At 62.7% G+C, this 26,396-nt stretch carries 28 protein-coding genes and 2 tRNA genes; 15 read left to right on the top strand and 15 right to left on the bottom strand.

The window, feature by feature from the left end; genetic code table 11:
• Nucleotides 1-15 precede the first annotated feature (15 nt).
• The 4 genes from prfA to Q1W68_RS02210 all read left to right on the top strand — a co-directional run bounded on the left by prfA (nt 16) and on the right by Q1W68_RS02210 (nt 3,520).
• The gene (gene prfA, locus Q1W68_RS02225; protein WP_300715501.1) at nt 16-1,104 is read left to right on the top strand and encodes a peptide chain release factor 1; all 1,089 of its coding nucleotides are present in this window, start codon (nt 16-18) and stop codon (nt 1,102-1,104) included.
• Nucleotides 1,101-1,937, top strand: coding sequence for a peptide chain release factor N(5)-glutamine methyltransferase (prmC, locus tag Q1W68_RS02220; protein ID WP_300715500.1), 837 nt, complete (start codon nt 1,101-1,103; stop codon nt 1,935-1,937). Before prfA ends, prmC begins: the two co-directional genes overlap by 4 nt.
• Nucleotides 1,938-1,990: 53 nt before the next feature.
• Nucleotides 1,991-2,314 carry a Grx4 family monothiol glutaredoxin gene (gene grxD / locus Q1W68_RS02215; protein WP_300649687.1) on the top strand — a complete coding sequence of 108 codons (324 nt, stop codon included), beginning with the start codon at nt 1,991-1,993 and terminating at the stop codon, nt 2,312-2,314.
• Between the two features lie 201 nt (nt 2,315-2,515).
• Complete coding sequence (locus Q1W68_RS02210; protein ID WP_300649685.1) at nt 2,516-3,520, top strand: AAA family ATPase; 1,005 nt, start codon at nt 2,516-2,518, stop codon at nt 3,518-3,520.
• Between the two features lie 12 nt (nt 3,521-3,532).
• Here Q1W68_RS02210 and Q1W68_RS02205 read toward each other — a convergent pair whose 3' ends face one another.
• Nucleotides 3,533-4,165, bottom strand: coding sequence for a lytic transglycosylase domain-containing protein (locus tag Q1W68_RS02205; RefSeq protein ID WP_300649684.1), 633 nt, complete (start codon nt 4,163-4,165; stop codon nt 3,533-3,535).
• Nucleotides 4,162-5,907: a proline--tRNA ligase gene (locus Q1W68_RS02200; RefSeq protein WP_300715499.1), complete on the bottom strand. Its 1,746-nt coding sequence runs from the start codon at nt 5,905-5,907 to the stop codon at nt 4,162-4,164. Before Q1W68_RS02200 ends, Q1W68_RS02205 begins: the two co-directional genes overlap by 4 nt.
• A 199-nt stretch (nt 5,908-6,106) precedes the next feature.
• On the opposite strand from Q1W68_RS02200, the gene Q1W68_RS02195 reads away from it, so the two are divergent.
• Nucleotides 6,107-6,748 (top strand): RNA pyrophosphohydrolase, encoded by a 642-nt coding sequence (locus Q1W68_RS02195; RefSeq protein WP_300649681.1) that lies wholly within the window; start codon nt 6,107-6,109, stop codon nt 6,746-6,748.
• 47 nt (nt 6,749-6,795) lie between these two features.
• Nucleotides 6,796-7,278, top strand: coding sequence for a CNP1-like family protein (locus Q1W68_RS02190; protein WP_300658692.1), 483 nt, complete (start codon nt 6,796-6,798; stop codon nt 7,276-7,278).
• 23 nt (nt 7,279-7,301) lie between these two features.
• Here the strand turns inward: Q1W68_RS02190 and proB are convergent, their stop codons facing one another.
• From proB to rplU, 4 genes are all read right to left on the bottom strand, one after another.
• Complete coding sequence (gene proB, locus Q1W68_RS02185) at nt 7,302-8,438, bottom strand: glutamate 5-kinase (protein WP_300649695.1); 1,137 nt, start codon at nt 8,436-8,438, stop codon at nt 7,302-7,304.
• 46 nt (nt 8,439-8,484) lie between these two features.
• The gene (cgtA, locus tag Q1W68_RS02180; RefSeq protein ID WP_300649677.1) at nt 8,485-9,555 is read right to left on the bottom strand and encodes an Obg family GTPase CgtA; all 1,071 of its coding nucleotides are present in this window, start codon (nt 9,553-9,555) and stop codon (nt 8,485-8,487) included.
• 137 nt (nt 9,556-9,692) lie between these two features.
• Entirely contained in the window at nt 9,693-9,950 is a 258-nt protein-coding gene (gene rpmA, locus Q1W68_RS02175) for a 50S ribosomal protein L27 (RefSeq protein ID WP_056273119.1), read from the bottom strand.
• Nucleotides 9,951-9,963: 13 nt separating this feature from the next.
• On the bottom strand, nt 9,964-10,275 hold the full coding sequence (gene rplU / locus Q1W68_RS02170) for a 50S ribosomal protein L21 (RefSeq protein WP_069047504.1): 312 nt from the start codon (nt 10,273-10,275) through the stop codon (nt 9,964-9,966).
• Nucleotides 10,276-10,543: 268 nt separating this feature from the next.
• Here rplU and Q1W68_RS02165 point away from each other — a divergent pair, with 268 nt between their 5' ends.
• The 8 genes from Q1W68_RS02165 (at nt 10,544) to Q1W68_RS02130 (ending at nt 17,248) form a co-directional block, all read left to right on the top strand.
• Nucleotides 10,544-11,473, top strand: coding sequence for a polyprenyl synthetase family protein (locus Q1W68_RS02165; protein ID WP_300649676.1), 930 nt, complete (start codon nt 10,544-10,546; stop codon nt 11,471-11,473).
• A 48-nt stretch (nt 11,474-11,521) separates the two neighbouring features.
• Nucleotides 11,522-11,598: transfer RNA gene (locus Q1W68_RS02160), tRNA-Pro, on the top strand.
• A gap of 172 nt (nt 11,599-11,770) precedes the next feature.
• Nucleotides 11,771-13,504 (top strand): type IV-A pilus assembly ATPase PilB, encoded by a 1,734-nt coding sequence (gene pilB / locus Q1W68_RS02155; RefSeq protein ID WP_300658694.1) that lies wholly within the window; start codon nt 11,771-11,773, stop codon nt 13,502-13,504.
• 32 nt (nt 13,505-13,536) lie between these two features.
• Nucleotides 13,537-14,754 (top strand): type II secretion system F family protein, encoded by a 1,218-nt coding sequence (locus Q1W68_RS02150; RefSeq protein ID WP_300649673.1) that lies wholly within the window; start codon nt 13,537-13,539, stop codon nt 14,752-14,754.
• Nucleotides 14,754-15,614, top strand: coding sequence for an A24 family peptidase (locus tag Q1W68_RS02145; protein WP_300649671.1), 861 nt, complete (start codon nt 14,754-14,756; stop codon nt 15,612-15,614). Before Q1W68_RS02150 ends, Q1W68_RS02145 begins: the two co-directional genes overlap by 1 nt.
• Before the next feature lie 2 nt (nt 15,615-15,616).
• Entirely contained in the window at nt 15,617-16,228 is a 612-nt protein-coding gene (gene coaE, locus Q1W68_RS02140; RefSeq protein WP_300649693.1) for a dephospho-CoA kinase, read from the top strand.
• A gap of 42 nt (nt 16,229-16,270) precedes the next feature.
• Nucleotides 16,271-17,026, top strand: a complete 756-nt coding sequence (gene zapD / locus Q1W68_RS02135) for a cell division protein ZapD (RefSeq protein WP_300649670.1) — start codon at nt 16,271-16,273, stop codon at nt 17,024-17,026.
• An 18-nt stretch (nt 17,027-17,044) separates the two neighbouring features.
• On the top strand, nt 17,045-17,248 hold the full coding sequence (locus Q1W68_RS02130) for a DNA gyrase inhibitor YacG (protein WP_300649668.1): 204 nt from the start codon (nt 17,045-17,047) through the stop codon (nt 17,246-17,248).
• Nucleotides 17,249-17,264: 16 nt separating this feature from the next.
• Here the strand turns inward: Q1W68_RS02130 and Q1W68_RS02125 are convergent, their stop codons facing one another.
• From Q1W68_RS02125 to Q1W68_RS02105, 5 genes are all read right to left on the bottom strand, one after another.
• On the bottom strand, nt 17,265-17,726 hold the full coding sequence (locus Q1W68_RS02125; RefSeq protein ID WP_300649666.1) for an NUDIX domain-containing protein: 462 nt from the start codon (nt 17,724-17,726) through the stop codon (nt 17,265-17,267).
• Nucleotides 17,723-18,601 carry an ATP-binding protein gene (locus Q1W68_RS02120; protein ID WP_300649664.1) on the bottom strand — a complete coding sequence of 293 codons (879 nt, stop codon included), beginning with the start codon at nt 18,599-18,601 and terminating at the stop codon, nt 17,723-17,725. Before Q1W68_RS02120 ends, Q1W68_RS02125 begins: the two co-directional genes overlap by 4 nt.
• 10 nt (nt 18,602-18,611) lie before the next feature.
• Nucleotides 18,612-19,859 carry a bifunctional glutamate N-acetyltransferase/amino-acid acetyltransferase ArgJ gene (argJ, locus tag Q1W68_RS02115; protein WP_300649662.1) on the bottom strand — a complete coding sequence of 416 codons (1,248 nt, stop codon included), beginning with the start codon at nt 19,857-19,859 and terminating at the stop codon, nt 18,612-18,614.
• 65 nt (nt 19,860-19,924) lie between these two features.
• A complete protein-coding gene (secA, locus tag Q1W68_RS02110; RefSeq protein ID WP_300658696.1) occupies nt 19,925-22,678 on the bottom strand; it encodes a preprotein translocase subunit SecA in 2,754 nt (917 codons plus the stop codon).
• A gap of 165 nt (nt 22,679-22,843) precedes the next feature.
• A complete protein-coding gene (locus tag Q1W68_RS02105; RefSeq protein WP_300658699.1) occupies nt 22,844-23,794 on the bottom strand; it encodes a M23 family metallopeptidase in 951 nt (316 codons plus the stop codon).
• A gap of 52 nt (nt 23,795-23,846) precedes the next feature.
• Between Q1W68_RS02105 and Q1W68_RS02100 the strand changes: the two genes are divergently transcribed.
• Nucleotides 23,847-24,164: a hypothetical protein gene (locus tag Q1W68_RS02100; RefSeq protein WP_300649657.1), complete on the top strand. Its 318-nt coding sequence runs from the start codon at nt 23,847-23,849 to the stop codon at nt 24,162-24,164.
• Between the two features lie 42 nt (nt 24,165-24,206).
• On the opposite strand, the gene Q1W68_RS02095 is transcribed toward Q1W68_RS02100, so the two are convergent.
• The 4 genes from Q1W68_RS02095 to Q1W68_RS02080 form a co-directional block, all read right to left on the bottom strand.
• Nucleotides 24,207-24,282 (bottom strand) — tRNA-Thr (locus Q1W68_RS02095).
• A 24-nt stretch (nt 24,283-24,306) separates the two neighbouring features.
• The gene (locus Q1W68_RS02090; RefSeq protein ID WP_300649655.1) at nt 24,307-24,834 is read right to left on the bottom strand and encodes a ClpXP protease specificity-enhancing factor; all 528 of its coding nucleotides are present in this window, start codon (nt 24,832-24,834) and stop codon (nt 24,307-24,309) included.
• Between the two features lie 51 nt (nt 24,835-24,885).
• Nucleotides 24,886-25,497 carry a glutathione S-transferase N-terminal domain-containing protein gene (locus tag Q1W68_RS02085; RefSeq protein ID WP_300649653.1) on the bottom strand — a complete coding sequence of 204 codons (612 nt, stop codon included), beginning with the start codon at nt 25,495-25,497 and terminating at the stop codon, nt 24,886-24,888.
• Between the two features lie 115 nt (nt 25,498-25,612).
• The gene (locus Q1W68_RS02080) at nt 25,613-26,368 is read right to left on the bottom strand and encodes a cytochrome c1 (RefSeq protein WP_300649651.1); all 756 of its coding nucleotides are present in this window, start codon (nt 26,366-26,368) and stop codon (nt 25,613-25,615) included.
• Nucleotides 26,369-26,396 lie beyond the last annotated feature (28 nt).

Genomic DNA, 26,396 nt, shown 5'->3' with positions numbered 1-26,396 from the left:
CGACATTCCCCACCCATGAAACCCTTCGTCCGCGACACCTTGCTGCGCCAGCGCGCCCGCCTGCACGAGCTCGACGCCTTGCTGTCGGCGCCTGACGTGGTGGACAACATGGAGCGCTTCAAGACGCTGAGCCGCGAACACGCCGACGCCTCCACCGTGGTCGAGGTGTTCAACCGCTACCTGCAGCGCGAAGCCGACCTGGCTGCGGCCAACGACCTGCTGGGTGACGCCGACATGGCGGAGATGGCCCGCGAAGAAATTGACTCGGCGCAGACCGACCTGGCACAGCTGGACACCGACCTGCAGCAGCTGCTTTTGCCCAAGGACCCCGACGACGAGCGCAACGCCTTCGTGGAGATCCGTGCCGGCACCGGTGGCGACGAGTCGGCGCTGTTTGCGGGCGACCTGGCGCGGCTGTACACCCGCTACGCCGAGCGCCAGGGCTGGCAGGTTGAAGCGGTGAGCGAATCGCCCAGCGAGCTCGGTGGCTACAAGGAGGTGGTGCTGCGCGTGTCCGGCCCCGGCGCCTACGGCCGGCTGCGCTTCGAGTCGGGCGGCCACCGCGTGCAGCGCGTGCCCGCCACCGAAACGCAGGGCCGCATCCACACCAGCGCGGCCACGGTGGCCGTGATGCCCGAGCCCGACGAGACCGAGGCGGTCAAACTCAACCCGAGCGAGCTGCGCATCGACACCTACCGCGCCAGCGGCGCCGGCGGCCAGCACATCAACAAGACCGACTCGGCCGTGCGCGTGACGCACCTGCCGACCGGGCTGGTGGCCGAATGCCAGGACGACCGCTCGCAGCACCGCAACAAGGCCAAGGCGCTGGCCGTGCTGGCCGCGCGCCTGCGCGACCGCGAGCGCATCGAACGCGAAGCCCGGGAAGCGGCGACGCGCAAGGGCCTGATCGGCAGCGGCGACCGCAGCGACCGCATCCGCACCTACAACTTTCCGCAGGGCCGCATCACCGACCACCGCATCAACCTCACGCTCTACAAAGTGCTGCAGGTGATGGAGGGGGATCTGGACGAAGTGATCCACGCACTGCAGGTGGCGCGCGGCACCGAGCTGCTGGCCGAACTTGAACAGCGCAACGGTGCATGAACTCGGTTCGCGACACACTCTCGGCGCTGCAAAAAAGCGGCCTGGGCCGGCTCGATGCGCAAATGCTGCTGCTGCTCGCCCTGCAACGCGATCTGCACGACCGCGCGTGGTTGATCGCACACGACGGTGAGGCGCTGACACCTGAGGCAGCTGCGCGCCTGGATGCACTGGTTCAGCGGCGCCAGCGCGGCGAACCCATGGCCTACCTGCGAGGCGACCAGGAGTTTTTCGGTCTGCAACTGCAGGTAGACCCGCGCGTGCTGGTGCCCCGCCCCGACACCGAAACGCTGGTGAACTGGGCGCTGGAGAAGGTGGATGCCGCCCACAACGCCGTCCGCGTGCTGGACCTGGGCACGGGCAGCGGTGCCATCGCACTGGCCCTCGCCGCGCAGCGCCCCAAGACGGCGGTGTGCGCCACCGACGCCAGCGAAGACGCCCTGGCGGTCGCCCGCTCGAACGCACTGCACCTCGGGCTGCCCGTGCAGTTTCGAGCCGGGTCGTGGCTGGGCGCGGTACCGGGCCAGCGCTTCGAGGTGATCGTCACCAACCCACCCTACATCGCCGAGGGCGACCCGCATCTGGCCGCGCTGGCGCACGAACCCCTGAGCGCCCTCACCGCCGGCGCCGACGGCCTCGACGACATCCGCACCATCGTTGCCCAGGCACCCCAGGCGCTGGCGCCCGGCGGCTGGTTGCTGATCGAACATGGGTTTGACCAGGCCGCCGCGGTGCGCAGCCTGCTGCAAGCCGCCGGTTTCGAGCAGGTGAGCAGCCGCACCGACCTCGCGGCCATCGAGCGTTGCAGCGGCGGCCAATGGCCACAACAGCGATAATGCAGGCCGTTCCCGGGTCAGTCCAGACCCATTCGCAGAAGGACCTTTCAGCCATGAGCGACGCCCAAACCCGAATCGACCAACTGGTCAAATCCAACGACATCGTGCTGTTCATGAAGGGCAACGCGAGTTTCCCCATGTGCGGCTTCTCTGGCCGCGCGATCCAGATCCTCAAGGCCTGCGGCGTCGAGACCAAGACCCTCAAGACCGTGAACGTGCTCGAAGACGACGAAGTGCGCCAGGGCATCAAGGAATACAGCAACTGGCCCACCATCCCGCAGCTCTACGTCAAGGGCGAGTTCGTGGGCGGCTCGGACATCATGATGGAGATGTACCAGTCGGGCGAACTGCAACAGGTCATCACCGGCCAAGGCTGAAGCACCGGGCCTCCGAACCCAGCCACCTCCGGGTGGCTTTGTCGTTTCTGGCGCCCGCCATCTTTCAGACGGTTCTGCGAGGTTTTGCACGGACCGGGTCAATCCGGCCGTCAACGGGGTCTTCACGGGGCTTTTCGGTGTTCAGCGCAGGCACATCTTGTGCTTGAATGAAACTGCCACCGAACCTTCAAGGAGAACCGCATGAGCTCACGCAGCCTGGTCGCTTCACCCCCACTTGGTCTGCCCATCGCCCAGATGCGCAGCGTGTTCAGCGCCGACGACGTCGAGCGCAAGCTGGCCAAACTGCAGGCCAGCGGCAACGAGCGCGAATACGAGAGCCTGCGCAACACCTGGCAGCGCATGCTGGAGCGCGGTCCACAGCGCTTCGCCGTCAAACCCTCGGGCGTGCCCGACATGGCCCCGCTCTACGACCTGCTGCCCAACTTTGGTGAGGTGCTCGACGACGTGAAGCGCCACGTGGCCCTGAGCCAGGACAGCCGCGACAGCCTGGAGGTCACGCCCATCCTCTTGCTCGGCCCGCCCGGCGTGGGCAAGACCCACTTCGCACGACAGCTCGCCGACCTGCTGGGCACCAGCATGAGTCTCGTGCCCATGAGCTCCATGACGGCGGGCTGGCTGCTGTCGGGCTCCTCATCGCAATGGAAAGGCGCGAAGCCGGGCAAGGTGTTTGAAGCGCTGGTGGACGGCCAATACGCCAACCCGGTGATCGTGGTCGACGAAATCGACAAAGCGAATGCCGACGCGCAATACGATCCGCTGGGCGCGCTCTACAGCCTGCTGGAGCACGACACGGCGCAGAACTTCGTGGACGAGTTCGCCGAGGTGCCGATCGACGCCAGCCAGGTGATCTGGGTCACCACCGCCAACAACGAGCGCAGCATCCCCGAACCGATCATGAACCGCATGAACGTCTTCGAAATCGCACCGCCCACACTGGAAGCCGCGCGCAAGATTGCGGCACACCTGTACCGCGGCATCCTGGGCGAGCACGACTGGGGACAGCGGTTCGACCCCGAGCCAGCCGACGACGTGTTGGACCAACTCGCCGTGCTGGCACCGCGCGACATGCGCCGGGCGCTGGTGACAGCGTTCGGCAATGCGCGGCTGGACAACCGCTACCGCGTCGAACCCGACGACCTGCCCAGGGCAGGTGCGGGCAAGACACGCATCGGGTTTCTGCAATGAACGCCCGGACGTTCAGGCGTCCGGGTGCGCCCAGTTCCTGGCGGCAGCGTACACCGCGTTCGGGTACTCCGCCCGGCCCCGGCTGCCGTTGTAGCGCCCCAGCGCAAGAAACGTGTCGCCGCGTTCGCGGTCGAGGTAATGGCGCAGGATCACGCAGCCAAAGCGCAAGTTGGTCTGCATGTTGAAGAGCCGGCTGGGGTCGCCATCACCGATCACGCGCGACCAGAAAGGCATGATCTGCATGTAACCGCGTGCACCCACGCGCGAGATGGCGAACTTCCGGAAAGCACTCTCCACCTGAATCAAGCCCATCACCATCGTGATGTCCAGTCCCGCCCGGCGCGATTCGTACCACACGGTCTGCAGAAATTCGATGCGGGTTTGAAAGTCGGTCTTGCGGCGCTGCAGCCGCGTGCTGCTGGCGCCCAACCAACGCAGGTAGGCCAGACGCTTCTCCAGGTCGGTGAACTCGGGCACGGGCGGCGCACTGTTGGCGATGGCAGCGCTGAGCGCACCGCGCACCGAGTCGGCCAGCGGCTCCTCCAGCTGACCGCCTGCGTGCGCCCAAGTGGGCAACGAACCCAGCCCCAGCGATGCCACCGCTCCCAGCAGGCAATCGCGACGAGACCAAGCCTGCGGCTTCATGCGCCCAGCTTGCCTTTCAACAACGCGAGCACCTCAGCCAGGGCCACCGGGGTGGCAGCCGACTCACGACGGTGCTGGTATTCCACCTGTCCGGTTTTCAACCCCCGGTCGCCGATGGTCACCCGGTGCGGCACACCGATGAGTTCCCAGTCGGCGAACATGGCCCCTGGACGCTCGCCCCGGTCGTCCAGGATCACGTCGATGCCTGCGGCCACCAGGTCGGCGTGCAGTTGTTCGGCTGCCGCCTTCACTTCCGGGCTGCGGTCCATGCCGATGGGGCACACCACCACGGTGAACGGCGCCAGCGCGTCGGGCCAGATGATGCCGCGCTCGTCGTGGTTCTGCTCAATGGCCGCGGCCGGCAAGCGCGTGATGCCGATGCCGTAGCAACCCATCTCGAAGTGCGCCGGCTTGCCGTCTTCACCCAGGAAAGTGGCGCTCATCGCCTGGCTGTACTTGGTGCCGAGGTAGAACACATGGCCCACCTCGATGCCGCGCTCGATGGCGAGCGGGCCGTTACCGTCGGGCGACGCGTCACCCTCCACCACGTTGCGGATGTCCGCCACCACATCGGGCTCGGGCAGGTCGCGGCCCCAGTTCACGCCGGTCATGTGGAAGTCGGGCTCGTTGGCGCCACAGATCCAGTCGGCCATCACGGCCACCTCGCGGTCCACCACCAGCTTCACCGGCTTCTTCAAACCGATCGGACCCAGGTAACCCGGACGGCAACCGAAGTGCTCTTCAATTTCAGGGATGCTGGCAAAACGGAAGCCGGCGCTCAGCCCCGGCACCTTGTTCACCTTGACTTCGTTCATGTCGTGGTCACCACGCAGCAACAGCAACCACACCTGACTGCGCACGACCTCCCCCGCTTCGTTGACCACGTCGGTGGCCAGCACCAGCGACTTGACCGTGGTCGCCAGCGGCACGCCCAGCAAGTCGGCCACGTCGGCACAGGTGCTCTTGCCCGGTGTGGGCGTCTTGACCATGGAATTGGCCGCTGCCGCGCGCGCGGCAATGGGTGCCAGCGCTTCGGCCTTTTCCATGTTGGCCGCGTAGTCGCTGTTCGGGCAATACACGATGGCGTCTTCGCCCGTGGCCGCGATCACCTGAAACTCTTCGCTCAGGTCGCCGCCGATGGCGCCGCTGTCGGCCGCTACCGCGCGGTAGCGCAAACCGAAACGATCGAAGATGCGGCGGTAGGCTGCAGCCATCACCTGGTAGCTTGCCTTGGCCGCCGCCTCGTCGCGGTCGAAGCTGTAGGCGTCCTTCATGATGAATTCGCGCCCGCGCATCAGGCCGAAACGCGGACGGCGCTCGTCGCGGAACTTCGTCTGGATCTGGTAGAAATTTTTCGGCAGTTGCTTGTAGCTGCGCAGCTCCTGGCGTGCGATGTCGGTCACCACCTCTTCGCTGGTGGGCTGAACGATGAAGTCGCGGTCGTGCCGGTCCTTGATGCGCAAGAGCTCCGGACCCATCTTCTCGAACCGGCCGGTCTCCTGCCACAGCTCGGCCGGCTGGATCACCGGCATGGTCAGTTCCACCGCGCCAGCGCGGTTCATCTCCTCGCGCACGATGGCTTCCACTTTCTGGATCACGCGCAAGCCCATGGGCATGTAGCTGTAGATGCCGGCACCGAGCTTCTTGATCATGCCGGCGCGCGTCATGAGCTGATGGCTCACCACTTCGGCGTCGGCCGGGGCTTCCTTTTGGGTCGAAATGAAGAACTGGGAGGCTTTCATGGGCTCAATGCTGCCTGCTGGCAGCTCGGTGGGTTCGTCAAGGGAAGACTCTGAGCAGACATGTGCCGGACAAACTGGACCGAGTGGGCACAATTTTGGGGCGTCCAGCGGCGCTCAGAGAGATAACAGGTGTGTGATCACTTCGCAACTCGCACGGCGCGATGCATAATGGACACAGTTTAAAAATTTGGGGTTGATTATGCTTGACAGAGAAGGCTTCAGGCCCAATGTCGGCATCATTCTGCTCAACCAGCGAAACCAGGTGTTCTGGGGCAAACGCATCCGTTCCCACTCCTGGCAGTTTCCGCAAGGTGGCATCGACAGAGGCGAGACACCTGAGCAGGCGATGTACCGTGAGCTGCACGAAGAGGTGGGCCTCATGCCCGAACACGTCAGCATCGTTGCCCGCACACGGGACTGGTTGCGCTACGAAGTGCCGGACCGCTTCATCCGCCGGGATGCTCGCGGCCATTACAAAGGCCAGAAACAGATCTGGTACCTGCTGCGCCTGGTGGCGCAGGACTGGAACCTGAACCTGCGCGCCACCAGCCATCCCGAATTCGATGCATGGCGCTGGCACGACTACTGGGTGCCGCTGGATGTGGTGGTCGAATTCAAACGTGGCGTTTATGAAATGGCGCTCACCGAGCTGTCGCGCTACCTGCCCAGACAAGACCACCGCAACCGCTTCTTGCGAGGTGGTCTTCGCCAGCGCCACGATGAAGGGGACGATGCCGTCTCCCCGTTGTGCGCCCCCATGGGACTGGAACTGCCCCCAGGCGCCAGCTTTGACCCCGACCCACAGAACGAGGGTCGTTCCGTGAACAACCCATTCAAATGATCCTTCCTTCTCGACGCCGCTCGCAGCCTTTGACCTTGGTGCTCGCCATGGCCGCACTTTTTGCGACGGCCAACGCACTCCATGCACAGACGTCTTCCCAGGAGGAGCCGGTGTGGATGGAATCTGCGGTGACACCGCCTGCGGCATTCAAGACAGAGTCACTGCAGCCCTTTGACGTGATGCGAGACTCGGCGTTGAGCTATGGCATCGACCCCGGCAGTTTGACCGTCGGCGAGGACGGTGTGGTTCGTTTTGTCATGGTGGCGCGCAGTGCCAGTGGAGCACTCAACGTCTTGTTCCAAGGCATCCGTTGCGCGACCGCTGAAACAAAAACCTATGCGCGACTGAGCGACAAAGGCAACTGGAACGCCAGCTCGAAAGCCGAGTGGCAGGAACTGTCTTTTCGCGGCCCCACCCGCCCGGCGATGATGCTGGCACGCCAAGGCGTTTGCGATGGCAAGGCGGTCATGGGGTCGCCCCAGAAGATATTGAGCGCTTTGAAAACAGGCGTTGCCGACCGATACCGCTGAGCCGTCCTGGCGCGACGCGTGGTTCAGCTGCGTGCCAGCACCATGTTGTCGCGGTGAATCATCTCGGGTTCGGCCGCGTAGCCGAGCAAACGTTCGAAATCGGCTGACGATTTGCGACACAACAAGCGCGCCTCGGAACTGGCGTAGTTCGCGAGTCCACGCGCCACTTCCAGCCCGCGGCCGTCGCGCACGGCAATCACATCGCCACGGGAAAAATCGCCATCAACGCCGGTCATACCGATCGGCAGCAGGCTTTTGCCCTCACCCACGATCTTGCCCACGGCGCCGTCGTCGACCAGCACCGCGCCACGCAACTGCAGGTGGTCGGACATCCAGCGTTTGCGTGCCTGGTTCTTGGGCGTGTTGGCCACCAGACAGGTGCCGATGGCTTCACCTTGGCACAGCCGGATCAGCACCTCGGGCTCACGGCCCCATGCAATCACAGTCGACGCACCTGACCCGGCGGCACGCTTGGCCGCGAGGATTTTGGTGATCATGCCGCCCTTGCCGATGCCGCTCCCGGCGCCTCCCGCCATGGCTTCCAGCTGCGGATCGCCGGCTTGTGCCTCGTGCACAAACTGCGCCGAAGGATCGCGTCGCGGATCGGCTGTGTACAGACCTTTTTGGTCTGTGAGGATGACCAGCACATCGGCCTCGACCAAATTGGCCACCAGGGCGCCCAGCGTATCGTTGTCGCCAAACTTGATCTCGTCGTTGACAACGGTGTCGTTCTCGTTGATCACGGGCACCACGCCCAGTTGAAGCAACGTGAGCAAGGTCGAGCGCGCGTTCAGGTACCGCTCTCGGTCGGCCAGATCGGCGTGCGTGAGCAGCACCTGCGCACTGCCCACGCCACATTCCCGCAACTTGGACTCGTACATCTGCACCAAGCCCATTTGGCCCACGGCAGCGGCCGCTTGCAGCTCGTTGATCTCCTTGGGCCGCACCGACCAGCCCAGGCGCTTCATACCCTCGGCGACGGCGCCGCTGCTCACCATGATCAGCTCTCTCCCCTCCTGGACCAATGCCGCCAACTGCTGGCTCCACTGGCCAATCGCTTCCTCGTCGAGACCTCGACCCTCATTGGTCACCAGCGACGACCCAACCTTGACCACGATGCGGCGCGCGGCCTTCAAGGGACCATTGACGCGCAATGGCATCAAGGCCGAGTTGTCTGCGAGGAGCATGTTCGACATGTGAAAAGCTTCAGTTCGGCGAGGGCGCACCAAATCGCGGATCGATGTCCACCGGCGCCAACGTGGCCTGGTGCACCTTGGCGATGTGTTCGTAAACTTTCTGGACGAGGAACTCACAGCCTTCGCGTGTAAGGGCGGAGATCTCGAACACCGGCCCCTTGTACTTGAGGCGTTTCACGATGTCCTTGACCTTGGCCTCACGCTCGTCAAGCGGCACCATGTCGAGCTTGTTGAGCACCAGCCAGCGCGGCTTCTCATACAGTTTCTGGTCGTACTTCTTGAGCTCGGCAATGATGGCCTTGGCCTGCACCACAGGATCCACACCTTCATCAAACGGCGCGACATCCACCATGTGCAGCAGCAACCGGGTGCGCTGCAGATGACGCAAAAACTGATGACCGAGTCCGGCTCCTTCGGACGCACCTTCGATCAAACCCGGCACATCGGCGACGACGAAGCTCTTCTCCGGCGCAACCCTGACCACACCCAGATTCGGATGCAGCGTGGTAAACGGGTAGTCGGCAATCTTCGGACGGGCGTTGGAGATGGCTGAAATCAGTGTGGATTTCCCCGCATTCGGCATCCCGAGCAAACCCACATCGGCCAGCACCTTGAGCTCCAGCTTCAAGGTGCGTTTCTCGCCAGCCCAGCCCGGCGTCTTCTGGCGAGGTGCCCGGTTGGTGGAGCTCTTGTAGTGCATGTTGCCGAAGCCACCATCGCCGCCTTTGGCGATGGTGACCTGCTCGCCCGGCTGCAGCAACTCGTGCAGGGTTTCGCCGGTTTCGGCGTCGGCAATGATGGTACCGACCGGCATCTTGAGAATGATGTCGTCGCCCTTGACGCCGAACATGTCCGAGCCTTTGCCGTGTTCGCCGCGCGCGGCTTCAAAGCGGCGCGTGAAACGGAAGTCGACCAGCGTGTTCAGGCTGGCGTCTGCCACGGCGTACACATGCCCGCCGCGCCCGCCATCGCCACCGTCTGGACCGCCGAACTCCTTGTACTTCTCATGCCGGAAAGATGCGCAGCCGTTGCCGCCATCGCCCGCAGCGACATCGATGGTGGCTTCATCCACAAATTTCATGACATGCTTTCCAGGGACGCGTCCCCACTAAAAATCCAAAACAAAAAGCCCGCTGGGGCGGGCCTTCTGCATTTACACGTCAGCACTGCGCAAACGCCCCCGAAACTTTGCGATCCGGTGGCGTCTGAACGGCCCGGTCAAACGGGTGTGATGCTGACGGTCTGGCGATTGAGTTCGCCCTTCACCGCGAACGACACGTGGCCGTCGACGGTGGCAAAAATCGTGTGGTCCTTGCCCAAACCGACGTTGAGGCCAGGGTGGAACTTGGTGCCACGCTGGCGCACGATGATCGAGCCTGCGCTGACCAGTTCGCCACCAAACGCTTTCACGCCGAGCATCTTGGGCTTGGAATCGCGCCCGTTTCGCGTTGAGCCGCCGCCTTTTTTCTGTGCCATGTTGACCTACTCCTCAGCCTGCGATCGAAGAGATCTGCAGTTCGGTGAAATTTTGACGGTGACCCTGGCGCTTCTGGTAGTGCTTGCGCCGGCGCATCTTGAAGATGTGCACTTTGTCGTGTCTGCCATGGGCCAACACCGTGACCGTTACTGTTGCGCCGGAAACCAAGGGAGTGCCGATCTTGATTTCGGTGCCGTTGCCGACAGCCAGAACCTGGTCAAACACGATCTCTTGGCCCACATCCGCAGCAATCTGTTCTACTTTAATTTTTTCGCCAGCAGCAACACGATACTGTTTGCCACCGGTTTTTATGACCGCGTACATATGAACCTCTTGTAAAAATTCCACGAATGGAAATCCAGCGGACCCAATTCCGCTGAGCCCGCGAGTTTAGCATGCTCACGCGCCAGCGGCAAGGGCACGTTTCCGACACGCCCGGCCGTCTCTGGCCCGCCTCGATGCCCCGTGGGGCATCGGCTCGTTTCTATAATCCACACGGCCCGGCATCCTCCCATCACCCCCCTACCCGGCCCGAACCTTGACGACTCCCACTTCCAAACCTGGCAATCCGCTCGAACTGGTCCAACCGGACATGGCCCGCGTCGATGAGGTGATCCACGAACGGTTGACCACCGAAGTGCCCCTGGTCAGGGAGGTGGCGCAATACATCATCTCGGCCGGGGGCAAGCGCTTGCGTCCAGCCTTGCTGTTGATGTTGAGCGGCGCCATCGGCAGTCAAAGTCCGCATCGGCACACGCTGGCGGCGGTGGTGGAGTTCATCCACACCGCGACGCTCCTTCACGACGATGTGGTGGACGAATCCACCCTTCGGCGCGGACGCGAGACCGCCAACGAACGGTTTGGCAACGCCGCAAGCGTTCTGGTGGGCGATTTCCTCTATTCCCGCGCTTTCCAGATGATGGTTGACGTGAGCGACATGCGGGTCATGCAGGTGCTTTCCGACGCGACCAACGTCATCGCGGAGGGCGAGGTCCTGCAGCTGATGAACATGCACGATGCCTCGATTGACGAAGCGGCGTATCTGCGGGTGATTCGGTCCAAGACCGCGAAATTGTTCGAAGCCAGCGCACGGCTGGCAGCGATTCTGGCCAAGGCCGACGGCCCGACGGAGCTCTTGTGCGCCAGTTACGGACAAGCGCTGGGGACGGCGTTTCAGGTGATCGATGACGTGTTGGACTACGAAGGCAGCGCTGAAGAGCTCGGGAAAAACCTGGGCGATGACCTCAGGGAAGGCAAAGTGACCTTGCCCATCATTTGCGCTTTGCGCACCGGATCCGAAGCCCAGAAGCGTCTGATCCGCCAAGCCATCGAACAGGGGGACGTGGCCCACCTGGATGACATTCGCTCCATCATTCTCGACACAGGCGCACTTCGGGCCGCCAGAGCCAGCGCAGATGCCGAAGCGCAACGGGCCATCGACGCTGCGGGTCAGCTTCCCAAGAACGCCTACAGCGCTGCGTTGCTACAATTGGCGGCCGGGTTGCTGGACCGACGTTCGTGATGTTTGATGGCCCGCGCAACGGAATGATTCACGACCCATCGGGTCGATCGGGGTGTAGCTTAGCCAGGTAGAGCGCTACGTTCGGGACGTAGAGGCCGGAGGTTCGAATCCTCTCACCCCGACCAGATTCAACAATTCCCTCAATCCCCAACTGGCACCGATAAACGGGCCTTTTCAAGGGACCGGCGTGGGTGGCGCAACGCCGATACAACGCGGATCCGTGCGAATACGGATATTCAACACAACTTGCCTCAATATTGACGGCCAAGTCGTTGATTTACGCTAGATTACGGGCTTATGGCGTCCGTCGAATCAGTCACTCAAGAATCCCCATCCATGGCTTTGCCCGGCCTCGGGCGGGCATTGGTGTCGGCGGGCAAGCTCGGCCAGAAGGCCGCTGAAGACCTGTACCGCAAGGCCCAAAGCGGGCGCTCCAGTTTCATCGCCGAGCTCACCGGTTCGGGCGCTGTGTCGGCTTCGGACCTGGCGCACACGATGTCGGTCGCCTTTTCTGCTCCGCTGCTGGACCTCGATGCCATCGACGTGCAGCGTCTGCCCAGCGGCCTGCTCGATGCCAAGATCTGCGCCGACTACCGAATCGTTGTCCTCAGCAAGCGCAACAACCGCCTGATGGTGGCAACTGCCGACCCCGCGGATCAGCAGGCTGCAGAAAAAATCAAGTTCGCGACCCAGATGGGCGTGGACTGGGTCATCGCGGAATACGACAAGCTCAGCAAACTGGTGGAGTCACAAACCACCAGTGTCTCCGAGTCGATGGACAACATCATCGGCGGAGATTTCGAGTTCGACGAAATGGCGACCGAAACGGTGGTCACGGATACGAACGACAAAGCCTCCGAGGTCGATGACGCACCGGTGGTCAAGTTTCTGCACAAGATGCTGATCGACGCCTTCAACATGCGCGCGTCCGACCTGCACTTTGAGCCTTACGAGCACAATTACCGGGTTCGCTTCCGGGTCGACGGCGAATTGCGCGAGATTGCGTCCCCGCCCATTGCCATCAAGGACAAGCTGGCTTCGCGCATCAAGGTGATCTCCCGCATGGACATTTCCGAGAAGCGGGTGCCACAAGATGGCCGGATGAAGCTGAAAATCGGTCCCGACCGCGTCATCGATTTCCGGGTGAGCACGTTGCCCACGCTCTTTGGCGAAAAAATCGTGATCCGTATCCTTGACCCGAGCAGCGCCAAGGTGGGCATTGATGCGCTGGGTTACGAGCCCGAAGAAAAAGAACGCTTGATGGCGGCCATTGGTCGACCCTACGGCATGGTGCTGGTGACAGGACCCACCGGTTCGGGCAAGACCGTCTCGCTCTACACGTGCCTGAACATTCTGAACAAGCCGGGCATCAACATCTCGACAGCGGAAGACCCTTCCGAGATCAACCTGCCCGGGGTGAATCAGGTCAACGTGAACGAAAAGGCCGGACTCACTTTTGCCGCGGCCTTGAAGGCCTTCTTGCGTCAGGATCCTGATGTGATCATGGTCGGCGAGATCCGTGATCTGGAAACTGCGGACATCTCCATCAAGGCGGCGCAAACCGGTCACATGGTGCTGTCCACGCTGCACACCAACGATGCGCCGACCACCCTGACGCGGATGATGAACATGGGCATTCCCACGTTCAACATCGCTTCCAGCGTGATCCTGATCACCGCGCAGCGCCTGGCGCGGCGCCTGTGTGGCGTCTGCAAGGCGCCACTGGATGTGCCCCGCAAGGCTTTGGTCGACGCCGGCTTCAAGGCGGATGACCTGGACGGCACCTGGACACCCTTCCGACCGGTGGGATGCTCAGCTTGCAACAACGGCTACAAGGGCCGGGTCGGTATCTACCAGGTGATGCCGATTTCGGAAGAAATTCAACGCATCATCCTTCGTGGCGGCAGTGCGCTGGACATCGCACAGCAAGCCGGCAAGGAAGGCGTGCGCACGCTGCGCGAGTCAGGGCTGCTCAAGGTGAAACTGGGCATGACGTCGCTGGAAGAGGTGCTCAGCGTCACCAACGAGTGACGTTGAGTCGGACATAGGCCTGAGGGGACACCATGGCAACCGCTGCATCCAAGAGCATCAAAGAAGTTGTTTTCGAGTGGGAAGGCAAGGACCGCAACGGCAAAACGGTGCGCGGTGAAACGCGTGCGGCTGGAGAGAACCAGGTGCTGGCAGCGTTGCGCCGTCAGGGCATCATCCCGGGCAAGGTCAAGAAGCGCCGGATGAGTTCGGGCAAGCGCATCAAGCCCAAGGACATCGCCATCTTCACGCGCCAGCTGGCCACCATGATGAAAGCCGGTGTGCCCCTGCTGCAGGCGTTCGACATCGTCGGGCGCGGCAACCCCAACCCCAGCGTGACCAAACTGCTCAACGACATCCGCTCCGATGTCGAGACCGGTACATCGCTGAGTGCTGCCTTTCGCAAAAACCCGCTCTACTTCGACAGTCTGTACTGCAACCTGGTGGAAGCGGGTGAAGCGGCCGGTATTCTTGAAGAGCTGCTGGATCGCCTGGCGGTCTACATGGAAAAAACCGAGGCCCTCAAGTCGAAAATCAAGTCGGCGCTGATGTACCCGATCGCGGTGGTGATCGTGGCGTTCGTCGTGGTCGCCGTGATCATGATTTTCGTGATTCCTTCGTTCAAGGAAGTGTTTTCCTCGTTCGGCGCAGACCTCCCCGCCCCGACCCTGTTCGTCATTGCCATGAGCGAGTTCTTCACCGAGTACTGGTGGTTGATCTTTGGTGGACTGGGCGGCGGTTTCTACTTTTTCATGCAGGCTTGGCGCCGCAACGAGAAGGTGCAGAGGTTCATGGACCGCGTGCTGCTGAAGCTGCCGATCTTCGGTGTGCTGATTGAAAAATCCGTGATCGCCCGCTGGACACGAACGCTCTCCACCATGTTCGCCGCTGGTGTGCCTTTGGTGGAGGCCCTGGATTCGGTGGGGGGTGCCGCCGGCAATTCGGTTTTCTCTATTGCCACCGAGCGCATTCAGCAGGAAGTGTCGACCGGTACCAGTCTGACCAACGCCATGACCAACGCCAACATCTTTCCTTCCATGGTGCTCCAGATGTGCGCGATCGGCGAAGAGTCCGGCTCGATCGACCACATGCTGGGCAAGGCAGCCGACTTCTATGAGGCTGAGGTGGACGATATGGTTGCAGGCATCTCCAGCTTGATGGAGCCCATCATCATCGTGGTGCTGGGCACCGTCATCGGGGGCATCGTGGTCTCGATGTACCTCCCGATCTTCAAGCTGGGTCAGGTGGTTTGATGCTGGGTGCGAGCGCGGCAGACGCGGCGCTGCTGGGTCTTTTGGGCCTGCTGGTGGGCAGCTTTCTCAATGTGGTGATTCACCGGCTGCCCAAGATGATGGAGCAGCACTGGGCCGCCGAGTGCGCAGATCTCCATGCAGGAAAAGAGGAGCTGCTGCGGCCCGTTGCGGTGGTCGAGCCTTTCAACCTGATGGTGCCCAGGTCGCGCTGCCCTCAGTGCGGGCATCAAATCCGCTGGTTTGAAAACGTGCCCGTGCTCAGCTACATCGCGTTGCGCGGAAAGTGCAGCCAGTGCGCCACACCCATCAGCATGCGGTATCCGACGGTGGAGTTGATCGCGGGCGCCCTGTTCGCCTGGTGTGGCTGGTCGTGGGGACTGGGCTGGGAGGCCATCGCATGGTGCGGATTTTCAGCGGCGGTGCTTGCGCTGGCTTGCATTGATTGGGACACCACGTTGCTGCCCGACGACATCACCCTGCCTTTGCTGTGGGCCGGTTTGTGCTCGGCGGGCCTCCGGTTGACCGACACGGCGCTGCCGGACGCTTTGTGGGGCGCTGTGGGTGGCTACCTCTCGCTGTGGCTCGTGTATTGGGCTTTCAAGCTGGTCACGGGCAAAGAGGGCATGGGATACGGAGACTTCAAACTTTTCGCGGCCTTTGGCGCCTGGTTTGGTTGGCAAGCCCTGATCCCCGTGATCCTCATGGCCTCGGTGATCGGTGCCGTGATCGGCATCGGCATCAAACTCAAGGGTGAACTGCGCGAAGGGGGCTACGTGCCGTTTGGTCCCTTCCTCGCACTGGCGGGACTGACCGCCATGATCTTTGGGCCATCGGCGATCTTGGCCGTCATCGGTCTGTGAACGTGCCCTCTGAGACCCAGCGCATCCTGAAAGTGGGGCTCACGGGCGGCATTGGCAGCGGGAAGAGCACACTGGCTCGCCTGCTTCAAGGTCTGGGCGCGGATCTGATCGATGCGGATGCGATTTCGCGAGCCTGCACCGACATCGGCGGTTCGGCCATCCGCGGCATTGCCGAAACCTTTGGCAGCGAGTTCATCGCCCGGGACGGCTCACTGGACAGACAGCGCATGCGCGAGCACGTGTTTGCCCAACCCGATGCACGCACGCTTCTGGAACAGATCGTCCATCCGCTGGTGGGCGACGAAATTCGTCGGCAAACCACGCTGGCCACATCCAGGCTGGTGGTCTTTGACATCCCGCTGTTGGTCGAGTCGCCGCGCTGGCGGCCGCAGCTGGACCGCGTGCTGGTGGTGGACTGCCTGCCCGCCACGCAAGTCCGCCGGGTGGTGCAGCGCAGTGGATGGGACCTGCCGACCATCGAGGCGGCCATGCGCATTCAAAGCACGCGGGAAAAACGGTTGGCTTGCGCAGACCTGGTGGTGTTCAACGACACGGACAGCATCGACAACCTGCAACATCTGGCTCGGGCGTTGGCGAATCGGTTCGGGCTATGATGAACCCCCACCCGCCGCACCGCCCTGCGCACCCAAGCCGCTGTGATCCTGTACGAATACCCCTTCAACGAACGCATCCGCACCTACCTGCGACTTGAACAACTGTTCCGGCGCATGGTCGAACTGGTGCCACGTCAGCACCCGCTGGACCATCACTTCGCCATCCAAACGATCTTCGAAATTATCGAAGTGGCGTCGAGGGCCGACATGAAATCCGATGTGCTCAAGGACATCGAACGGCACAAGCAGCAACTCATTTCCTACCGGGGCAACCCCATGATCTCGGAGCAGGCGCTCAACGAGGCCATTGGTCAACTGGAAGATTGCTTTTCACAGCTCAGCGGGCTGGCCGGCAAGACAGGTCAGTCGCTGACCGAAAACGACTGGTTGATGAGCATCCGAAGTCGCATCGGCATCCCCGCCGGCACGTGCGAATTCGACCTCCCGGCGTATTACCACTGGCAACACCACAGCGCAGAGGTTCGGCAGGCCGACCTGCAGCGGTGGTCGGTGCCGCTGGCGCCGCTGGCGGAATCCGTTGTGCTGCTGCTCAAGATGCTGCGCGACTCGGGATCGCCACAAAAAGTGGTGGCGCCCGGTGGCCAGTTTCAGCAGACATTGCCCCAGGGCCGTACTTTTCAGCTGCTGCGCCTGCGCATCGACCCGAGCTCGGGTCTGATTCCGGAAATCAGCGGCAACCGCCTGATGTTGTCGGTGCGCATGATGCGTCTGGGCGACGACGACCGCCTGCACCCGGCGCAAGACGACACGGCGTTTGAGTTGACCCTCTGCGCGTGAGTCTCGACGAGCTCGTTCATGCCTTCCAACGCCCACACCAGTCCTTTGAAAACGGTGCGATGCCCCGGGTGCGGCGGCCCGAGCATCTACGCGCCGAGCAACGCTTTTCGGCCATTCTGCTGCGAGCGCTGCAAGAACATGGACTTCGGCGCCTGGGCCACCGAGAGCTTCAAACTGCCCGAGCAGGACAGCCAGAACGATCCGGACTTCGGGGTCTCCTGACCCCGGAAGCTCCGGCTCAGACCGACGCCTGGGCGCGCTCCTGCGCGAGCCATTCCAGCACGGGCACGGTGCCCGGCAAGATCGGTGCGCAGCGTGCTGGCAAGGCCTCCCAGCTGAACTGCTGGCCCTCGTGCATCTGGAGTTCACCCGTCCAGTTGAACACCTTGCAAAAGTGCAGGCGCACCAGCGCGTGGGGATAGTCCACCAGGCTGTCGCGCCACGTGTGGGCCGATCCAATGGTCACGCCGATCTCTTCCTGCAGTTCGCGGCGCAGGGCCTGCTCCACCGACTCGCCGGCTTCCAGCTTGCCACCGGGAAACTCCCAGTAGCCGGCATACACCTTGCCCACCGGGCGCGAGGTGAGCAGAAAGCGACCATCGGGCGCCATCAACAAGCCCACCGCCACGTCAACCACGGGTCGGTCAACCGGTCGTTCAACGCCGGGGTCGGCGTCCACGACGAGAACCGGCGATCTCATGCTTTTGACGCGTGCGTGCCGGCGTAGTCACGGGCGAACTGGTAGGCCACGCGTCCGCTGCGCGAACCGCGCTCCAACGCCCACACCAGCGCCTGAGGACGCGCGGCTTCGATGTCGCTGGCGGTCACGCCGAACGACGAGAGCCACTGAGCCACGATGGTGAGGTATTCGTCCTGGCTGAACGGATAGAAGCTCACCCACAGACCAAAGCGCTCCGACAGCGAGATCTTTTCTTCGACCACCTCACCCGGATGCACCTCGCCTTCGGCGGTGTGCGTGTAGGTGAGGTTTTCCTTCATGTACTCGGGCAGCAGGTGGCGACGGTTGCTCGTGGCGTAGATGAGCACGTTGGGACTGGCCGCCGACACCGAACCATCGAGAATCGATTTGAGCGCCTTGTAGCCCGGTTCACCGTCCTCGAAGCTCAGGTCGTCGCAGAACACGATGAAGCGCTCGGGCCGTTCGGACACCACATCGACGATGTCCGGCAAATCCACGAGATCCGCCTTGTCGACCTCGATCAGGCGAAGACCCTGCGGCGCGTATTCGTTGAGGCAGGCGCGGATCAACGACGACTTGCCGGTGCCGCGCGCACCGGTGAGCAGCACGTTGTTGGCCGGCCGGCCCTGCACGAACTGCTGCGTGTTGCGCTGGATCTTTTCTTTCTGCCCGTCGATCTCCTGCAGATCGCTCAGGCGCATGGCGCCCACATGGCGCACCGGCTCCAGTGCACCATGGCCGCTGGAGCGTTTGCGGTAACGCCACGCCACGGCGGCCGCCCAATCGGGTGCCTGCATGGGTTGGGGCAGCACCGATTCGATGCGGGCCATCAACTGCTCGGCGCGCGCCAACAGGCGTTCGAAGTGTTCGTTCATGGCGGGTTGTTCAAGAACGGTAGTCGGCGTTGATGGTCACGTAGTCGTGGCTGAAATCGCAGGTCCACACCGTCTCGGTGGCCGCACCGCGGCCCAGGCCGATGCGCACCAGGATCTCGGCCTGTTTCATCACACGCTGACCATCCTCTTCGCGGTAGTCGGGGTGGCGACCGCCGTGGGTAACCACGTGCACATCGCCCAGGTGAAGCTCGATGCCGCTCACGTCGAGATCGTGGATGCCGGCGTAGCCCACGGCGGCCAGGATGCGACCGAGGTTGGGATCGCTGGCGAAGAAGGCCGTCTTGACCAGGGGCGAATGCGCAACGGCATACGCCGCCAGCAGACATTCCGCCGCGGTTCGACCACCCTCAACTTGAACGGTGATGAACTTGGTGGCGCCCTCGCCATCGCGCACGATGGCATGCGCGAGGAAGCGCGCCACTTGCGTCAAGCCGTCCAGCAAGGCCACGCCCGCCGGGCTGTTCAGGTCCGTGATGGGGGCATGGCCCGCTTGACCCGTGGCCACCACCACAAACGAGTCGTTGGTGCTGGTGTCGCCGTCCACCGTGACCCGGTTGAACGACGCATCGGCCAGGCGACGCGCCAACTCATTCATGAGCGCGGGCGCCACGGCAGCGTCGGTGGCCAGGAAGCCCAACATGGTGGCCATGTTCGGGCGGATCATCCCGGCGCCTTTGGCAATGCCGGTGGCGTGCACGGCGTGACCATCGATCACCATGCGCTGGCTGCGGGCCTTGGGCAGGGTGTCGGTGGTCATGATGCCCTGGGCCGCCATCAGCCACTGTGCGCCGCTGTCGTTTTGCGGTTGCGCCGCGTCGGTGAGGGCGGCTGGCAAACCGGCAAGCAGGCGATCGAGCGGCAGCGGCTCCATGATCACGCCGGTGGAGAACGGCAACACCTGCTCGTGGCGCACACCCAAGGACAGGGCCAGCGCCGTGCAGGTCTGGCGGGCATTCGCGAGACCCGGCTCACCAGTGCCAGCGTTGGCGTTGCCGGTGTTGATCACCAACGCGCGCACGCCCTGCCCTGCGGCCAGGTGTTCACGGCAGACCTGCACCGGCGCCGCGGCGTAGCGGTTCTGGGTGAACACCGCACCGACCGCACAGCCTTCATCCAACAAGAAGACCGTGAGGTCTTTGCGGTGGGCCTTGCGGATGCCGGCTTCTGCGACCCCGATGCGCACACCCGCGATGGGGAGCAGGTCGTTGGCCGAGGGCGTGTCGAGTTGAACGGGCATGGAGACTCCGTGGGTTCAGGGTTGAGCCGGTCAGCGGAACGCGCGGGCCCCCGGGCCCGGACGCGTCAGTCCAGCTTGCCGTGGCACTGCTTGTATTTCTTGCCGCTGCCACAAGGGCAAGGATCGTTGCGTCCCACGCGCGGCACATCGCCGGCGGGACGCGGTGCTGCCCCGGACGCGCCCACCGTTTCCGCTTCACCGGTCTCGGTGGGGGCGGTGTAGGTCACGTTGGCGATCTGCTCGGCGCGCTCTTCCAGCTGTTCAGCCGCTTGCGCCATCTGTTCGGCAGACTGCACGCGCACGTTCATCAACACGCGCGTCACATCGTTCTTCACCGTGTCCAGCAGCTGGCCAAACAACACGAAAGCCTCGCGCTTGTACTCCTGCTTGGGCTGCTTCTGCGCATAGCCGCGCAAGTGGATGCCCTGACGCAGGTAGTCCAGCGCGGACAGGTGCTCGCGCCACTGCCCGTCGATGGTCTGCAGCAACACCACGCGCTCGAACTGGGTGAAGTTCTCCTCGCCCACGATCTGAACCTTGGCCTCGAACGCCGTCCTGGCCGCGGCCACCACGCGCTCGGCAACTTCTTCCGCGTCGATCGACTCGGCGTCCGACACCCAGGTCGTCACCGGCACATCGACGGCCCACTCTTCGCGCAGCACGCGCTCCAGCGTGGGCAGGTCCCACTGCTCCTCCACACTGCCTTCGGGGACGTACTGGTGCACCAGGTCGGCAAAACAACCATCGCGCAGCGAATCGATCTGCGCGCGCAAGGACTCGGCATCGAGGATGTCGTTGCGCTGCTGATAGATCACTTTGCGCTGGTCGTTGGACACGTCGTCGTATTCCAGCAGCTGTTTGCGGATGTCGAAGTTGCGCGCCTCGACCTTGCGCTGCGCGCTCTCGATGCTGCGCGTGACAATGCCAGCCTCGATGGCCTCGCCCTCGGGCATTTTGAGGCGGTCCATGATCGCTCGCACGCGGTCGCCCGCAAAGATGCGCATCAGCGAATCGTCCAGGCTCAAATAGAAACGCGACGAACCCGGGTCTCCCTGACGACCGGAGCGGCCACGCAGCTGGTTGTCGATGCGACGCGACTCATGGCGCTCGGTGGCGATGATGCGCAGGCCACCCAGGGCCTTGACCTTGTCGTGGTCGGCCTGCCAGTTCTGGCGCAGCGATTCGATGCGCGCGGCCTTGGTGGCATCGTCCAGCGTCTCGTCGTTCTGCACCGCATCGACCATCTTCTCCAGGTTGCCACCGAGCACGATGTCGGTGCCGCGACCGGCCATGTTGGTGGCGATGGTGATGCCGCCCGGACGGCCCGCCTGGATGATGATGTCGGCCTCGCGCGCATGCTGCTTGGCGTTCAGCACCTCGTGGGGCAGGCCTTCCTTGACCAGCAGCTCGGCGATGATCTCCGAGTTCTCGATGGACGACGTGCCCACCAGCACCGGCTGACCGCGCTCGTGGCATTCGCGAATGTCCTGAATGGCCGCGACGTACTTCTCTTTCGTGGTCTTGTAGACGCGATCGAGCTGGTCAACACGCTTGCTCACGCGGTTCGGCGGAATCACCACCGTCTCCAGGCTGTAGATCTCCTGAAATTCATACGCCTCGGTGTCGGCCGTGCCGGTCATGCCCGAGAGCTTGCCGTAGAGGCGGAAGTAATTCTGGAACGTGATGGACGCCAGTGTCTGGTTCTCGGGCTGGATCGCCACACCTTCCTTGGCTTCGACCGCCTGGTGCAGGCCGTCGCTCCAGCGCCGACCCGTCATCAATCGACCGGTGAATTCGTCGACGATCACGATCTCGCCGTTCTGGTTCACGTAGTGCTGGTCACGGTGGTAGAGGTGGTGTGCCTTGAGCGAGGTGACCAGGTTGTGCAGCAGCGCAATGTTAGCCGGGTCGTAGAGCGACGCGCCTTCGGGCAACAGGCCCGCCTGGCTGAGCAACTGCTCGGCATGCTCATGACCCTGTTCGGTCATGTGGATGGCGTGCGCCTTCTCGTCCACGGTGAAGTCGCCCGGCTTGATCACGCCCTCGCCTGTGCGCACATCGGCTTCGCCTTCCTGGCGCACCAGGTGCGGCACCAGCTGCTTAATCGCCATGTAGGTCTGGGTCTGGTCTTCGGCCTGGCCGCTGATGATCAGCGGCGTGCGGGCCTCGTCGATCAGGATCGAATCCACCTCATCGACAATGGCGAAGTTCAGGCCGCGCTGCACGCGGTCTGCGGCTTCATAGACCATGTTGTCACGCAAATAGTCGAAGCCGTATTCGTTGTTGGTGCCGTAGGTGATGTCGGAGCGGTAAGCCGCCTGCTTCTCGTCGCGGGGCGCCTGCGGCAGGTTGATGCCGACCGAGAGACCGAGAAAGTTGTACAGGCGCCCCATCCACTGCGCGTCGCGGCTGGCCAGGTAGTCGTTGACCGTGACCACATGCACGCCCTTGCCGGTAAGAGCGTTCAGGTACACCGGCAGCGTGGCGGTCAGGGTTTTCCCCTCACCCGTGCGCATCTCGGCCACCTTGCCGTGGTGGAGCGCGAGGCCACCCACCAGCTGCACGTCGAAATGGCGCATTTTCATGATGCGCTTGCTGCCTTCGCGAACCACTGCGAAGGCTTCGGGCAACACGGATTCCAGGCTCTCGCCCTGCGCGATGCGTTGCTTGAACGATTCCGTTTTTCCACGGAGTTCGTCATCGCTGAGTTTCTCAAACTGCGCCTCCAGGCCGTTGATGCGCTCCACCGTTTTGCGGTAGGTCTTGAGCAATCGGTCGTTGCGGCTACCAAAGAGTTTGGTGAGGAAGTTTGTGGCCATACATGCGGGCTTGCACCAGACACCCTGAAGGCGCCGGGCAGGCAAAGGAAATGAGGAGGGCTCTTGCGAACCTGGAGGGCGTGCACTGTGTGCCAGCGAGTTGCCGGCAAACGCAGCGCTTTCAAGAGCAAAGTGGCGATTTTAACTGCCGGGGACCACCCCAGTTCAGGGCTTGCGAGGGCCCAGGGTGGAGGACTTGGCCGCTGCAATTTTTTCGCCAGCCGCCAGGAAGCGCTGGGGATCTTGCGGCACCCCGGCCACCCAGACCTCAAAATGCAAATGCGGGCCCGTGGAGCGCCCGGTCGACCCCACGCTGGCGATCTTTTGCCCACGCTTGACGATGTCGCCCTTTTTGACGAAGGTGGCCGAAGCATGGGCGTAGCGGGTGATCAGATCGTTCCCATGATCAACCTCGATCATGTTTCCATAAGCCGGGTGGTACTCCTGCACCACGACCACACCCCCCGCGGCGGCCAGGATCGGTGTGCCGACATCAGCGGGGAAATCCAGCCCGGTGTGCAAGGCCGACCGGCCCGTGATCGGGTCGATGCGAAACCCGAAGGCGGAGCCGACTTGAACACCGTCGACCGGTTTTTCGGTGGGTATCAAGGTCTGCTGGATCTTCTGATCGAACAGCCGAGACTCCACCACCGTGAGCCAATCGACGCGAGAGCCACTGGACACTTCGACCGACTCGAGCGCCTGCATCAATTCCTGCATGCTGATGTCGCGGCTCGCCACCAACGATCCGCCCGAACCGGGTGCGTTCTTGAACTCGGCCGGGTTGAGACCAGCGAGTCCGGCCACGCGCTCACCGAGTGAGTCGATCTGCACCATGCGCGCCTGCATTTCCCCAAGCTTTCGGGCCATGGCATCCAGATTGGCACGCATGTAAGCGTCCTTGGAGTCCGCATCGCTTTGGTGAACCAAGCGCGCAACCGATGCGAACCCCGGCCACCCTTGGCGCACCCCTTCGAGAAAGAACCAGTGGTAGGTGGCGATCGATGCAAGCATCAGCAGCATCGATGCGAGCAAGCCCACACCGATCAGCTTGAAGCCACTGAGGTGCATCGCCCTGCTTCGGGCCAGCCAGGCGTCCGTGATAATGATGTGCACTCTTCAACCTTTCTGTGCGGTGAACAGCGGTTGCTGTTCCCGTTCAATTCACATGGCCACCGATTCACGTCCCCGCACGCTGTACAGCCTGGCTCAGGCTGTGGGGGCTGCGCCGTCCCTGGCCTTGCTGCAGGAACGCATTCGCGAATCCCAGGGGTGCATGGACCAGATCCGCCATCTCATACCGGCGGCCATGCGACAGCACGTGGTGGCAGGCCCGCTTCAGGACCAGGAGTGGTGTTTGTTGGTGGGCAGCGCCGCCGCGTCCACCAAGCTGCGACAGCTCTTGCCAGCCATTCAGCAGACCTTGACCGCCGGCGGTGCGCAGGTTAACGCAATCAGGATCAAAGTCCAAATGCCGGGGCGATGAACTGACAGCGCTCGCTCGCGAGCGAGGGAGTACAGAGGGGTTTGGTGCCGCTTGTCTGACTCGAACAGACGACCTATCGCTTACAAGGCGATTGCTCTACCAACTGAGCTAAAGCGGCCCGAAAAACACGGTGGACGCGAGTTTACTTGACGCGTTTGAGTTGGGGCCGACCGGGCGCTCGGCCCGGGCCGTCGTTGGGAGGCTCTGGTGGCAGGTCATCACCCTCCGTCTCGGCGTCTTCGCTGGTCACAGACCGCAACGGGCTGCGTGACACAGGGTCTGTGAGCGGCTGCGGCCCGCCGGACGCTTCATCCTGAGGCTTCAGGGCAGACAACATCGCGGGAGCAGGAGCGGGAAATGCCATGCCCTGACCATTCTCGCGTGCATAGATCGCAATGACATGGCTGATGGGCACCACGATTTCACGCGCCACCCCGCCAAACCGCGCTTTGAACTCGATGAAATCGTTGCCCAGTCGCAGTGCACTGGTGGCGTCGATGCCCACATTGAGCACGATTTCGCCGTTTTTCACGAACTCCATCGGCACCTGCACGGACGCGTCCACCTGCACGGCAATGTAGGGAGAAAACCCGTTGTCCGAACACCACTCGTGCAAAGCACGGATCAGGTAGGGCCGGGTGGAAGGAATATCGGCGTCGACAGGACTCATGGACAGTCGCTGGGGATCAGGCAAGCCCGGCCAGACAGGCCGGGGCATCCATCACTTGCGCATCACTTTCTCGGAGGGCGTCAACGCCTCAATGTAGGCCGGACGCGAGAAAATCCGCTCGGCATACTTGAGCAAAGGTGCCGCGTTCTTGCTGAGTTCAATGCCGTAAAAGTCCAGGCGCCACAGCAGAGGGGCAATCGCCACGTCGAGCATGGAGAAGTTGTCGCCCAGCATGAACTTGTTCTTCAGGAAAACGGGCGCCAGCTGCGTGAGGCGGTCGCGAATGTGTGCGCGGGCTTTTTCAAGCGCCTTCTCGTTGCCCTTGGTCACGCGCGACTCGAGCATGGACACGTGCGTGAACAGTTCTTTTTCGAAGTTGAGCAAGAACAAGCGCACGCGAGCCCGGTCAACCGGATCACCAGGCATCAGCTGTGGATGGGGAAAACGTTCGTCAATGTACTCATTGATGATGTTGGACTCGTACAGGATGAGGTCGCGCTCGACCAGGATGGGCACCTGGCCGTACGGGTTCATCACGCTGATGTCTTCAGGCTTGTTGTAGAGGTCGACATCCCGGATCTCGAAGTCCATGCCCTTTTCGAACAACACGAAGCGGCAGCGGTGGGAATACGGGCAAGTCGTGCCCGAGTACAAGACCATCATGGGGGAGTCTCCTTAAAGCAAAAAACAGTGGTTTGCATTCGTGTCATACGGACACTGCAAACCACTGCGAAATTGACAGGCCGGTGGCGCATGCCACCGGCCCTGTCGGGTGGGATTACTTGATGTCTTTCCAGAAGGCGGCATTCAAGCGCCAGGCCACCACAGTGAAGGCCGCGAGAAACAACATCACCCAAACGCCGATGCGGACACGGCTGTTTTGTGCCGGTTCGGCCATCCATTGAAGATACGCAACCAGATCACCCACGTTGCGGTCGTACTCGGCAGCGCTGAGCGTGCCCGGCTTGACCGATTCCCAACCTTTGACCCGATCGACTTCGTGACCGTGGCTCATCACCTTTTCCATCACAGGGCGCTGTTCGCCCTGCAACTCCCACAGTGGGTTGGGCATGCCAATGTTGGGGAACGCCAGGTTGTTCCAGCCGGTGGGCTTGGTCTCATCACGGTAGTAGGTCCGCAGCATGGTGTAGACGTAGTCGGCACCGGTGCCCGCCTTGCTCGAGCGCGAGCGGGCGATCAAGGTCAAGTCGGGTGGATTCACACCGAACCACTGCTTGGCCTGCCTGGGGTCGATCGAGGCCTTCATCGTGTCGCCGATCTTGTCGGTGGTGAACGTCAAGTTTTCGGCGATCTGCTTGTCATTGAGACCGATGTCGCGCAAGCGGTTGTAGCGCATGAACGCTGCCGAGTGACAGCTGAGGCAGTAGTTCACAAACAGCTTGGCACCGTTTTGCAGTGCAGCCATGTCGTTGGTGCGCTGCGGTGCTTTGTCCAACGGAATGCTTCCGCCGGCAGCCACGGCGGCGCCAGACATGCCCAATGCCAGTGCAAAGCCCAGGAGGATTTTTTTCATTTGCTTGACTCTCAGAAATGGCTCTTCA

Source organism: Hydrogenophaga sp. (assembly GCF_030158645.1).
In the GTDB taxonomy this organism is placed as follows: domain Bacteria; phylum Pseudomonadota; class Gammaproteobacteria; order Burkholderiales; family Burkholderiaceae_C; genus Hydrogenophaga.
This window is presented reverse-complemented; position numbering and strand designations above follow the sequence as displayed.